General features: G+C 55.7%; 10 protein-coding genes and 1 rRNA gene. 8 read left to right on the top strand and 3 right to left on the bottom strand.

Translation table 11 applies throughout. The features are described 5' to 3' along the window. The 4 genes from rrf to AC0TOY_RS03420 form a co-directional block, all read left to right on the top strand. A 5S ribosomal RNA gene (gene rrf / locus AC0TOY_RS03435) occupies window positions 1–92 on the top strand; the annotation flags it as partial. A 124-nt stretch (window positions 93–216) separates the two neighbouring features. Continuing rightward, window positions 217–1245 (top strand): UDP-N-acetylmuramate dehydrogenase, encoded by a 1029-nt coding sequence (gene murB, locus AC0TOY_RS03430; protein ID WP_048992969.1) that lies wholly within the window; start codon window positions 217–219, stop codon window positions 1243–1245. Further along, on the top strand, window positions 1242–2204 hold the full coding sequence (gene birA, locus AC0TOY_RS03425; RefSeq protein WP_048992968.1) for a bifunctional biotin--[acetyl-CoA-carboxylase] ligase/biotin operon repressor BirA: 963 nt from the start codon (window positions 1242–1244) through the stop codon (window positions 2202–2204). The genes murB and birA overlap by 4 nt, the downstream gene beginning before the upstream one ends. Window positions 2205–2220: 16 nt before the next feature. Next, window positions 2221–3213 carry a family 8 glycosyl hydrolase gene (locus tag AC0TOY_RS03420; protein WP_473721498.1) on the top strand — a complete coding sequence of 331 codons (993 nt, stop codon included), beginning with the start codon at window positions 2221–2223 and terminating at the stop codon, window positions 3211–3213. A 48-nt stretch (window positions 3214–3261) separates the two neighbouring features. Here the strand turns inward: AC0TOY_RS03420 and bcsG are convergent, their stop codons facing one another. From bcsG to bcsE, 3 genes are read right to left on the bottom strand one after another with little or no spacing between them, the layout of a single operon-like run. Next, on the bottom strand, window positions 3262–4941 hold the full coding sequence (gene bcsG / locus AC0TOY_RS03415; RefSeq protein ID WP_267215683.1) for a cellulose biosynthesis protein BcsG: 1680 nt from the start codon (window positions 4939–4941) through the stop codon (window positions 3262–3264). Beyond that, window positions 4934–5131: a cellulose biosynthesis protein BcsF gene (gene bcsF / locus AC0TOY_RS03410; protein WP_024908822.1), complete on the bottom strand. Its 198-nt coding sequence runs from the start codon at window positions 5129–5131 to the stop codon at window positions 4934–4936. Before bcsF ends, bcsG begins: the two co-directional genes overlap by 8 nt. Beyond that, entirely contained in the window at window positions 5125–6687 is a 1563-nt protein-coding gene (gene bcsE / locus AC0TOY_RS03405; RefSeq protein WP_473721496.1) for a cellulose biosynthesis c-di-GMP-binding protein BcsE, read from the bottom strand. Before bcsE ends, bcsF begins: the two co-directional genes overlap by 7 nt. Window positions 6688–6862: 175 nt before the next feature. Here bcsE and bcsR point away from each other — a divergent pair, with 175 nt between their 5' ends. From bcsR to bcsB, 4 genes are read left to right on the top strand one after another with little or no spacing between them, the layout of a single operon-like run. Beyond that, window positions 6863–7051 (top strand): cellulose biosynthesis protein BcsR, encoded by a 189-nt coding sequence (gene bcsR / locus AC0TOY_RS03400; protein WP_024908824.1) that lies wholly within the window; start codon window positions 6863–6865, stop codon window positions 7049–7051. 11 nt (window positions 7052–7062) lie between these two features. Next, window positions 7063–7815: a cellulose biosynthesis protein BcsQ gene (gene bcsQ, locus AC0TOY_RS03395; protein ID WP_024908825.1), complete on the top strand. Its 753-nt coding sequence runs from the start codon at window positions 7063–7065 to the stop codon at window positions 7813–7815. After that, complete coding sequence (gene bcsA / locus AC0TOY_RS03390; protein WP_473721495.1) at window positions 7812–10427, top strand: UDP-forming cellulose synthase catalytic subunit; 2616 nt, start codon at window positions 7812–7814, stop codon at window positions 10425–10427. Before bcsQ ends, bcsA begins: the two co-directional genes overlap by 4 nt. 10 nt (window positions 10428–10437) lie before the next feature. Continuing rightward, window positions 10438–12858 (top strand): cellulose biosynthesis cyclic di-GMP-binding regulatory protein BcsB, encoded by a 2421-nt coding sequence (gene bcsB, locus AC0TOY_RS03385; protein ID WP_024908827.1) that lies wholly within the window; start codon window positions 10438–10440, stop codon window positions 12856–12858. Window positions 12859–12862: the final 4 nt, after the last annotated feature.

Below are 12862 nucleotides of genomic sequence, written 5' to 3'. Positions count from 1 at the left end.
CCACCTGACCCCATGCCGAACTCAGAAGTGAAACGCCGTAGCGCCGATGGTAGTGTGGGGTCTCCCCATGTGAGAGTAGGGAACTGCCAGGCATCAAACAAGTGAAGAGGCCATCCGAAAGGATGGCCTTTTTGCGTTTATACGCTGCACAAACTGATCCCCCATCACCCTGCTTATACGGTAAACTACCTGCGTTTTTGCATCAGGATAGCGTTTATGAACCACTCCCTTAAGCCCTGGAATACCTTTGGCATTCAACGCAATGCTAATCAAATTGTACGTGCCGATACAGCACAGCAGCTGCTGGATGCATGGCAAAACGCGACAGAAAATAACGAACCCGTACTGATTCTGGGCGAAGGAAGTAATGTCCTGTTTCTCGATGATTTTGCGGGAACGGTGATCGTTAACCGCATCATGGGAATTGATGTGGTAGAGCGTGCCGATAGCTGGCACGTGCACGTGGGTGCCGGAGAAAACTGGCATCATCTGGTGCAATTTACCCTCGAAAAAGGGATGCCGGGTCTGGAAAACCTTGCGCTTATTCCAGGCTGCGCCGGATCGTCACCTATTCAAAACATCGGCGCCTACGGCATCGAACTGAAACACGTCTGTGAATATGTCGACTGCATCGAGCTGGCGACCGGAACGGCGACGCGTTTAACCGCAGAACAGTGCCGTTTTGGCTATCGTGACAGTATCTTCAAACATGAATATCAGGATCGCTACGTGATTGTCGCCGTGGGTTTGCGTCTGTCGAAGAACTGGCAGCCCGTATTGACCTACGGGGATTTAACGCGTCTCGATCCGGCGACCGTTACCGCTCGCGACGTCTTTGACTCGGTTTGCCATATGCGGATGACCAAGCTTCCCGATCCAAAAGTAAACGGAAATGCAGGAAGCTTCTTCAAAAACCCGGTTATCAGCAGCGAAAATGCAAAAGTCTTTCTTGAAGGATGGCCCGCAGCGCCACATTACCCTCAGACGGATGGCAGCGTGAAGCTGGCCGCGGGGTGGCTCATCGATCAATGCCAGCTAAAAGGCACTTCAGTAGGCGGTGCCGCCGTTCACCAACAGCAGGCCCTGGTGCTGATTAACCAGCGCGATGCGACCAGCGACGATGTGGTACAGCTGGCTCACTACGTTCGCCAGCGTGTCGGCGAAAAATTTAACGTCTGGCTGGAGCCAGAAGTCCGCTTCATTGGTCGCACAGGTGAAGTCAACGCTGTGGAGACTATCGCATGAAGGACAATACGGTCCCGTTAACCCTGATTGGTATCCTGGCGGACGGTGAATTCCATTCCGGCGAGCAGCTGGGTGAACAGCTGGGCATGAGCCGCGCCGCCATTAACAAGCATATCCAGACGCTCCGTGACTGGGGTGTTGATGTATTTACGGTTCCCGGAAAAGGCTACAGCCTGCCGGAGCCGATTCAGTTGCTGAATGAAGACGCGATCCGCAGCCAGATTGGACACGGCAATGTGGCGGTGCTGCCGGTGATTGATTCGACGAACCAGTATCTGCTTGATCGTCTGCCTGAGCTGAAATCCGGTGATGCCTGCGTTGCTGAATATCAACAGGCCGGTCGTGGCCGTCGTGGCCGCAAATGGTTTTCGCCATTTGGCGCTAACCTCTATCTGTCCATGTACTGGCGACTCGATCAGGGCCCGGCCGCTGCCATTGGCCTGAGTCTGGTTATCGGCATCGTCATGGCGGAAGTGCTGCACGATCTGGGGGCGGATAAAGTGCGCGTAAAATGGCCAAATGACCTCTACCTCAACGATCGTAAACTTGCCGGGATTCTGGTCGAACTGACGGGAAAAACGGGCGATGCGGCGCAAATCGTCATTGGCGCAGGCCTCAATATGGTGATGCGCAATGTCCAAAATGATGTGGTGAACCAGGCCTGGACTAACCTCCAGGAGGCGGGGATCGTCATCGATCGTAACACCCTTGCCGTACGTATGATTAAAGAGCTGCGCAGCTCGCTCACGCTTTTTGAGCAGGAAGGGCTGGCACCGTTCCTGTCTCGTTGGGAAAAGCTGGATAACTTCATCAACCGCCCGGTGAAATTGCTGATCGGTGATAAAGAGATCTACGGGACTTCCCGCGGTATTGACGCTCAGGGTGCGCTGCTTCTGGAGCAGGATGGCGTGATCAAACCCTGGATGGGCGGTGAGATTTCCCTGCGAAGTGCCGAATAACCGGATGGAGTGAATGATGCGAAAACCCGTCTGCGCGACGCTGGCCGTCATGATGAGTCTGCTGTTCTCACCCCTCTCTCAGGCAGGTCAGGCCTGGGAGAGTTACAAGGCGCGCTTTTTCAAACCGGAAGGCCGCATTGTCGATACCGGCAATGGCGGCGTGTCGCATACGGAAGGTCAGGGCTTTGCCATGCTGATGGCAGTGGCCAACGACGATAAAGCCACGTTCGATAAGCTCTGGCAATGGACAAACCGTGAGTTGAAGAACAAAGAGAACGGTCTGTTTTACTGGCGCTTTAACCCCGCAGAGTCCAACCCGATCGCCGACAAAAACAACGCTGCCGATGGCGATGTGCTGATTGCCTGGGCGCTGCTTAAAGCCGATGCCCGCTGGCATGACAAACGCTACAGCGCCGCATCGGATGCTATTACAAAAGCGCTGGTCGCCCATAGCGTCATCCGCTATGCGGGTTACCGCGTGATGCTGCCCGGCGTCCAGGGATTTAAGCTTGACGGTGAAGTGGTTCTTAATCCTTCCTATTTTGTGTTTCCGGCCTGGCAGGCCTTCGCCGGACGCAGTCATTTGCCGGTCTGGCGCGATTTGATTAAGGACGGGGAACGCCTGCTGGGGAAAATGGGCTCGGGTAAAGCGAACCTGCCTACTGACTGGGTTTCACTGACATCAGGTGGCAAGCTGGCTCCCGCTAAAGGCTGGCCGCCGCGAATGAGCTATGACGCGATTCGTATTCCTCTGTACGTTGCCTGGTCTGATAAACAAAGCCCGCTCCTGACGCCGTGGAAGGCCTGGTTCGGTCAGTTCCCCCGGGAACAAACGCCCGCCTGGGTTGACGTGACGACTAACGAATATGCGCCCTACATGATGGAAGGTGGTCTGCTGGCGGTTAGGGATTTAACGATGGGACAGTCTTCCGGAGAACCCGAAATCACGTCTAAGGACGACTACTATTCGGCAAGTCTGAAAATGCTGGTGTGGATTTCAGCGCAATAATAACGCACCGACTATCCCCTCTCCCCGATGGGGAGAGGGGTAAATCAGTTACTGTGGATACGGTACCCAATCCCCGCCGTTCAGGCGAACGTACGGTTTGTTCTGATACTGAATCACTACCGCGTTGGCGTTCTCCGAGACTTCTGCCGTTTGTGGCAGTTTGCTGGTGAGCTGGTCCCAGTTCACGCTATCTTCCACAAAGAGTTTCCCGTCAACGGCGCGGGCAACCAGTTCTGAGATTGCCAGATAGCTGGTTGGCTGCGTAATCTCTATTGGTGCGCCCTGATGCGGTGCCTTCATACCAAAGAATTTAATGCCTGCAGGTACGTTGGTAATCGACGGGCTTGGGATATCACGCAGACCTGACACCTGCATTCTGTCACCTTTCAGCGCACCACCGTGCTCAGGCACCACAACCACCATCACTTTACGGCCTGATTTTTCCAGCTCCGTGAAGAACGCGTCCAACTCGTCGAAGAACTTCTGCGCACGCACTTTATAATCTGCCGTTTTGCTCACGCCCGGGAAATGGTTACCGTCATGGAGCGGCAGGGTATTAAAGAACGTCGCGCTGCGTGGATTACTGTCTTTTTCGATGGTCTGCAGCCAGCGTTGCAGGACGGCGGTATCGTCATAGACGGGCGAGCCGTCGAAGCCCAGCAGAGAGACAGGAAGACCGGTTTGGTCCATCAGCGGTGACTGCATGCCACCCTCTTCGCGCACCTCTTTCAGGAAGTTACCGAACTGGCCGTTATGTCCCAGCATCAGATGCTGCGTAAAGCCCAGCTTGGCGAGGTTATCGAACAGATAACACTGGTTGCCAGCGGGTTGATACAGATTCTTATGCGATGCCTGACCGCAGCTTGCACGCAGGAGGCGGATGGCCGCCGGGCCGCTGTACGAGGTGGCAGAGTTGAAATCTTTAAACTGAATGTCGAAATGAGACCACAGCGGATGAGACATCAAACCGGCTGCATCCACGTCTGCCCAGGAGAGAGAGCAGATGTTGATCACCAGCAGTTCAAACGGCTGAGCATCCGCCGGCAGCGCATCCGGGAATTTCGTCTGTCGCTTGTCTTCCGCGGTATAGAAACTGGAGAGCCAGGCGTTCAGGTTGGTTGAGGTCGGCGGTGCTGTCTGGGTTGGGATATCACCCACCACTGGCGTATCGCCTGCCGTGGTGACGGTGGCCGCCGCGCTTCCCCCGGTGGTGGTCACCGTGGTGGTCGGTTGACCGGCAGGCCACAGCGAAAAGTTTGGCCCAGCCAGGGTCAGCACGTTAAGCCAGATCATAATCGCGACGACAAACACCGTGACGCGGATCCACTGTGACAGGAACAGCCAGGCAACCAGCAGCACAAATACCGCGCCTATCATCTGCCAGTTAATAAACCGCTCGGTCAGATCGAGGACATAGCTGGCGCTAAAGCCCGCCACCTGGGACCCCTGGCTCATAATGCTGTCCGGCCCCGGTAGCCAGGTATCATGCCAGAACAGCGCAAAGCCGACGGGGATGGCAACCCAGTGACGTAAGCGATGCAGCCTGATATTTGGCAGCGGCATCAGCAGGAAGGCCATAAACACGAGGTTGAGTAGAGGATGGAAATTCAGATAGCCTGCCCAAAGCAGACCAAACTTCACCAGAAAGTAGAAGTTCCAGCCGGAAAGGCCGCGCCAGTATTGCCAGAGCGGCGAGGGTGACGAAGCGGTATAGGTAGAATTAGTCATGTTTTCGGTCTGCCTTGACGTGTGATGCCCGTGTCAGTGTTCCGGCTGGTTTTACATAGCGAGGTTTTATAAATAGCACTCTGGCCGTATCACGGATACGGCGTATGGAATGACGCGCATAGTAGCCAAGCGGGAAAAAGATCAGCGCACAGAATATAACCAGTTGAATAATATCGCTGATATTCATGATGATGCGTTCTCCGCGTTGTCTGTTAATAAGCGAAGGGGTTCCGGCACCCGACGCCAGACGTGTCCATCATGTCTGGCATTGAGGATCGGTTTGGCATCGCTCTTGATAGCGAGTGGCTTAACCCATTGTTCAGGCTGGAGCGCACGCATCTGCACCAGCTCCGCACTGATCGTATTATCTTCGAACCAAATCATACGGTTCGAGAAAATATCCCCGGTAGGCAGGGGGAAGATGTGGTTAAGCGCCGTATCGAGATCGTTTACCCGGCAGAAGGACAAAAACAGCATCAGGCGATTGTCGCCAATGGTCATGATGTCCCCTGTACGGTTCGGGCGGCATAAGGTAAGCGCCTGTTCAACGCGGATACCCGGAACAGGGCGCAGGGCAACCATAACCCCTTTTCCGTCTGCAGGAAGAAGCGTATTGCTCATCATGTTGCCGACGGCGTCGCAGAAGGTATCCCATTTTTGGTAACCGCGCAGCTTCATCGGCTGCGTCATGGAGAGCAGCGTAGAAATGTCTTCCGGTACATGGCGGCTAAACTGCTGACCCTGAACGCTTTCGATAAGCGTCAGGCAGCGTGACAGCGGCGCGTTCCAGGGGATAACCATATTGGCGCCGCAACCCAGAAGCAGACGCTCATCGGTGGCGCGAAGGCTGGTATTGTTTTCGCGTACGATGATTTTTAACGCACTGCCGCGCTGGCGGCGTAAGGTGTGGATTTGCCTTGCCAGCGTCTCAATCTGGTTATTCTGCATCAGCGAGAAAATAATCGTTGCCGCCTGGGTTGTGCGCGCTTCATGGAAAAGGGCTTCGTTAGATTCAAACAGTGACCAGTTTTCCGACAGGGCGGGCGCCCCCTCTAAAACCGCGATATGGCTCAGAATGCGTTTTTCATCACTGCGCGGCTGCACCACGGTTTCTTCCTGCTGCGCCAGGTGCCACTTACCCTCGATATGTTTCAGCGTAAGTTGTTGCCTGGCGCTCACACCTTTTTCATTACACCAGAATGCAATATCGTAGAGATAGCTTCCCGCCTGGTCACGAACGCTTGCCAGACCGAACAGGGAGCGATATTCACCCATTAAAAGTGAGAATAGCTTGTCATTATTACTGCCGGGATTGACTATCAATAGCGTGCAATTTTGAAATTTTGCCCATTTATTGATTTTTTCCAGCCACGGCAGCAGTTTTTCAGAAGGGATATTTTGCAGGACGTTATTTGCGCATTTAAGGATCACTAAATAGTGATCCGGATCAATAGTGCACTGAACGTCGCGGGACAAAAAGTATAGACTATCGGCATCCGATGTCATGGAAAATAATCGCACCGTCTGAGGCCCGCAATCGTTTTCCAGCGTGATAATTTTCTTCGGATCTTCGCCCATGCTAATGACGGCCACGCGGGAATCCTTATCCTGGGCAGCAATTGTCTGGTTTACCAGACTGATAGCATCTTCATTTCGGTCCGTATTAATCCACCAGACTCCTCCGACTGGCATGTGGCTCAATTCGTCCCATAATGACTGGATGCCAATAGAAAATATGGAGTCCACGGTGTCCCTCTTTTCGTCTAATTTATCTGTATCTCAGTTTACTAGCGAAAGCGTAGAAATAAACCTAACATTGAAATTAAAGAACATCAGATTTAGCATGTAAATGAAATTTGTCAGGGCAGGAAGCCCCGCAACTTCTTTAGCGTGCGATTTTCCTCAAAGGGATGGAAAAAGAATGGATAATAACGAACCCGGAACCCCAGTCGATTCGACCCTGGGTTACACATTCCAAAACGATTTTCTGGCGCTGACGCAGGCCTTTTCTTTACCTGAAATAGATTACACCGATATTTCCCAGCGGGAACAGTTGGCCGCGGCTATTAAACGCTGGCCGTTATTAGCTGAATTCGCCCATCAACATTAAGGGAGCCATTGATGGCCATACTCGGATTACAGGGTGTCCGTGGCGGTGTGGGTACCACATCTGTTACCGCGGCGCTGGCGTGGTCATTACAGCTTTTAGGTGAATCGGTGCTGGTTATTGACGCCTGCGCCGATAATTTGCTGCGTATGTCGTTTAACGTCGACTTTACTCGCGAAGAGGGCTGGGCCCGGGCGCTGCTCGACGATAAAGACTGGCAGGATGCAGGGATGCGCTATACCTCCCAACTGGATCTGCTGCCGTTTGGTCAACTGACCACCACGGAGCGCGAGAATGAAGCCGCGTATCAGCGTCTGTTTTCGCAGTTCACGCTGGCGCTGCAGACCCTGAAAGAAAAGGGGCACTACAAGTGGATCCTGCTGGATCTGCCGCACGGCGCCGGCACGCTGACCAGACAGCTTATTGCCCAGTGCGATCATGTGCTCTCGATCGTCAACGTCGATGCGAACTGCCATATCCGCCTGCATCAGCAGGGGCTACCTCAAAATGGCCATATCCTGATTAACGATTTGCGCATTGGCAGCCAGATCCAGGACGATCTGTATCAGGTCTGGCTGCAGAGCCAGCGCCGCCTGCTTCCCATTGTCATCCATCGTGATGAGGGCATGGCGGAATGCCTTGCGTCGAAGCAACCGCTCGGCGAATACCGTAGCGATTCACTGGCGGCAGAAGAGATCCTGACGCTGGCTAACTGGTGTCTGCTGAACTTCGCCAACAGGGCGGAGCATGCAGGGAGTGATGTATGAGTCGTCTCGCCAGCTGGTTACTCATCCCACCGGTCAGTTCGCGTTTGAGCGAACATTACCGGCATTTTCGCCGTCACGGCGCGTCGGCATTCAGCGCCGCGCTCGGCTGTTTCTGGATGATTCTGGCCTGGATGTTTATTCCACTCGAACACCCGCGCTGGCAGCGCATACGTGCCCGGCACAGTGAATTGTATCCGCACATTAATCCTGACCGTCCGCGTCCACTGGATCCGGCGCGTTATCTCATTCAGGCCATCTGGCTGGTGGCGACCTCATCCCGCGCGGAGACAAAAACGCCGCACTGGCGGAGCTTCTCCCGCGTGCAGCAGCTACGTGAACGCTACCACCAGTGGCTGGATAAACTGCCCAACAGCGTCAGCGATAAGACCAGCCATCTGGATAACCATAAAGAGCTCGGGCATCTCCACCCGGGCTTGCGGCGTTTTATCCTCGGCGTGATCGTCGTGTTCTCGCTCATTCTGGCGCTGGTCTGTATTACGCAACCTTTCAACCCTCTGGCGCAGTTCACCTTCCTGATCCTGCTGTGGGGCGTGGCGCTGCTGGTCCGCCGTATTCCGGGCCGCTTCTCGGCGCTGATGCTGATTGTGTTGTCGTTGACCGTCTCCTGTCGCTACATCTGGTGGCGTTATACCTCGACGCTGAACTGGGACGATCCGGTGAGTCTGGTGTGCGGCTTGGTGCTGCTGTTTGCTGAAACCTATGCCTGGATTGTGCTGGTGCTGGGCTATTTCCAGGTGATTTGGCCGCTCAACCGCCAGCCGGTTCCGCTGCCTAAAGACACCGCGCAGTGGCCGTCAGTTGATCTCTTTGTACCGACCTACAACGAAGACCTGAGCGTGGTGAAGAACACCATCTATGCCGCGCTGGGCATCGACTGGCCGAAAGATAAGCTCAAGGTCTGGATCCTGGATGACGGCAACCGTCCGGCGTTCCGCCAGTTCGCAGAGGAGGTCGGCGTCGAGTACATCGCCCGTCCGACGCACGAACATGCTAAAGCCGGGAACATCAACAACGCGTTGAAGTATGCCACCGGGGAGTTTGTCTCGATCTTTGACTGCGACCACGTGCCGACGCGCTCGTTCCTGCAGATGACCATGGGCTGGTTCCTGAAGGAGAAAGAGCTGGCGATGATGCAGACGCCGCACCACTTCTTCTCGCCGGACCCGTTTGAACGTAACCTTGGCCGTTTCCGTAAAACCCCGAACGAAGGCACGCTGTTCTATGGCCTGGTGCAGGACGGAAACGACATGTGGGATGCCACCTTCTTCTGCGGCTCCTGTGCGGTTATCCGCCGTAAACCGCTGGATGAAATTGGTGGTATCGCCGTCGAAACGGTCACCGAAGATGCGCATACCTCGCTGCGCCTGCACCGTCGTGGCTATACCTCAGCCTATATGCGCATTCCGCAGGCTGCCGGTCTGGCAACGGAGTCACTGTCGGCGCACATTGGTCAGCGTATTCGCTGGGCGCGCGGGATGGTGCAAATTTTCCGTCTCGATAACCCACTGATCGGGAAAGGGCTCAAGCTGGCGCAGCGTCTCTGCTACGTCAACGCCATGTTCCACTTCTTATCCGGTATTCCGCGGCTGATCTTCCTGACCGCGCCGCTGGCGTTCCTGCTCCTTCACGCTTATATCATCTACGCCCCGGCGCTGATGATTGCGCTGTTTGTTCTGCCGCACATGATCCACGCGAGCCTGACGAACTCGAAGATACAGGGTAAATACCGCCACTCCTTCTGGAGTGAAATCTACGAAACGGTGCTGGCCTGGTACATCGCACCGCCGACGATGGTGGCGCTGATTAACCCGCATAAAGGGAAATTCAACGTCACCGCGAAGGGCGGTCTGGTGGAAGAAGAGTACGTCGACTGGGTGATCTCCCGTCCGTATATCTTCCTGGTACTGCTGAATATCGTTGGCGTCATCGCCGGTATCTGGCGTTACTTCTACGGCCCGGAAAACGAAATCCTGACCGTCTTCGTGAGTATGGCCTGGGTCTTCTACAACCTGATTATCCTCGGCGGCGCGGTGGCGGTGTCGGTGGAAAGCAAGCAGGTTCGTCGCGCGCATCGCGTTGAAATCTGCATGCCTGCGGCGATCGCCCGTGAAGATGGCCATCTCTTCTCCTGTACCGTGCACGACTTCTCTGACGGCGGTCTGGGGATCAAAATCAACGGCCAGGCGAAGGTGCTGGAAGGGCAAAAAGTTAACCTGCTGCTTAAGCGCGGTCAGCAGGAGTATGTCTTCCCGACGCAGGTTGTTCGCGTGGCGGGCAATGAAGTCGGTCTGCAGCTGATGCCGTTGACCAAAAAGCAGCATATCGATTTTGTGCAGTGTACGTTTGCCCGCGCGGATACGTGGGCTCTCTGGCAGGACAGCTTCCCGGAAGATAAACCTCTGGAAAGCCTGCTGGATATTCTGAAGCTGGGGTTCCGTGGCTATCGTCACCTTGCAGAATTTGCCCCGTCGTCGGTGAAATTAATTTTCCGGTCACTTACTTCGCTGGTTTCCTGGGTCGTGTCGTTCATTCCTCGTCGTCCTGAGCGGGATGAGGCGAAGCAGGCGGACCCGGTTATGGCTCAACAATGATGATAACGCGATGAAAACAAAACTTTCCTGGTTATGTGCAGTGGCAATGGGGATGAATGTCCTCCCCGCAACAATGGCTAACGCCGCTCCTGGTAATGCAGCGGCAACGCCTGCGCCAACGGTACCTGTCGTCGCGCAAGCAACCGATCCGGTTGTCACCGCGGCACCCGGTCAAACGGAAAACATCATGCCGAACCAGCCAACGGAGGGGAATACCCTGCCGGCAGACGGTCAGGTCATCGGGCAGGTGATGCCGGGCGTCCGGGGGGCGAATGCGCCCGTCGTCGCAGACAATGCGCCGTCACGGGACGTGAAGCTGACCTTCGCGCAAATTGCGCCGCCTCCGGGCAGCATGGTGCTGCGCGGTATCAACCCTAACGGCGGCATTGAATTTGGCATGCGCAGCGATGAGGTCGTCTCTAATGCGGTGCTGAACCTTGAGTACACCCCGTCACCGTCGCTGCTGCCGACCCAGTCTCAGCTGAAGGTCTATCTGAATGATGAGCTGATGGACGTCCTGCCGGTCACGAAAGAGCAGCTGGGCAAGAAAACCCAGGCTCAGGTGCCGATTAACCCGCTGTTCATCACCGACTTTAACCGTATCCGTCTGGAATTTGTCGGTCACTACCGCGATGTCTGCGAAAACCCGGCCAGCAACACGCTGTGGATGGACGTCGGGCGTAACTCCTCGCTGCAGCTGACCTACCAGTCGCTGGCGTTGAAAAACGATCTTTCGGCCTTCCCGGTTCCGTTCTTCGATCCGCGTGATAACCGTCCGCTCACGTTGCCGATGGTGTTTGCCTCTTCCCCGGACGTGACCGAGCAGCTGGCGGCCACCATCGTGGCGTCCTGGTTTGGTTCACGCGCGGGCTGGCGCGGCCAGAGCTTCCCGGCGATGTATGACAAGCTGCCGGACAGAAATGCCATTGTGTTTGCGACCAACGCTAAACGCCCGGCCTTCCTGCGCGATCATCCGGACGTCAAAGCGCCGACCGTTGAGATGATAAGCCATCCGGAAAACCCGTACGTGAAGCTGCTGGTGGTCTTTGGTCGTGATGATAAAGATCTGGTGCAGGCAGCAAAAGCCATTGCCCAGGGCAACGTCCTGTTCCGCGGCAACAGCGTGGTGATAGATGAGGTCAAGCCGCTGCTGGCGCGTAAACCGTATGATGCGCCAAACTGGGTGCGTACCGACCGTGCGGTAACCTTTGGCGAGCTGAAAACCTATGAAGAACAGCTGCAGGCGACGGGGCTTGAGCCAGCGCCGATTAGCCTGTCGCTGAATCTGCCGCCGGATCTGTACCTGCTGCGCACCAACGGCATTGATATCAATCTGAACTACCGGTATACCGCGCCAGCCACCAAAGACAGCTCGCGCATGGATATCAGCCTGAACAACCAGTTCCTGCAATCCTTCAGCCTGCAAAGCACGCAGGATACGAACCGCCTGATGCTTCGCCTGCCGGTGCTGCAGGGGCTGCTGGACGGTAAAACGGATGTTTCCATTCCGGCACTGAAGCTGGGTGCGATAAACCAGCTGCGCTTTGACTTCCAGTACATGAACCCGATGCCTGGCGGCTCGGCGGAAAACTGCATCACCTTCCAGCCGGTTCAGAACCACGTGGTGATTGGCGATGAGTCGACCATCGACTTCTCGAAGTACTATCACTTCCTGGCGATGCCGGACCTGCGCGCGTTTGCTAACGCGGGCTTCCCGTTCAGCCGCATGGCCGATCTCTCTGAGTCCATTGTGGTGATGCCAAAAGCGCCAAACGAAGGGCAGGTCACGACCCTGCTGGACACCATGGCGACCGTCGGGGGACAAACTGGCTTACCGGCGATTAACGTCACGTTGACGGACGATGGCAGCCAGATTCAGAACAAAGACGCTGACATCATGGTGATCGGTACCATTCCGGATAAGCTAAAGGATGACAAACGTATCGATCTGCTGGTGAAAGCGGCCCAGTCCTGGGTTAACACGCCGCTGCGCCAGACCGAGTTCCCGAGCATTATGCCGGATGTGAACGACCGTCAGGCCAGCGCGCAGACGACGGTAACGTCTCAGGGGGCGATGGCCGCAGTGGTGGGCTTCCAGTCCCCATACAACGAACAGCGCAGTGTGGTGGCTCTCCTTGCGGACAGCCCGCGCGGGTATGAGCTCCTCAATACGGCCATGAACGACAGCGGTAAACGTGCCGCGATGTTTGGTTCCGTGTCGGTGATCCGTGAGTCCGGCGTCAATAGCCTGCGCGTGGGCGATGTGTACTACGTGGGCCATCTGCCGTGGTTTGAACGCCTGTGGTATGCGCTGGCCAACCATCCGGTGCTGCTCGCCATCCTGGCTGCGGTCAGCGTGGTCTTGCTGGCATGGGTGCTGTGGCGTCTGCTGCGTATCATCAGCCGTCGCCGTCTGAACCCGGATGAGTAAGATG

The sequence above is a fragment of the Enterobacter sp. PL_is379 genome (assembly GCF_055817355.1).
This window is presented reverse-complemented; position numbering and strand designations above follow the sequence as displayed.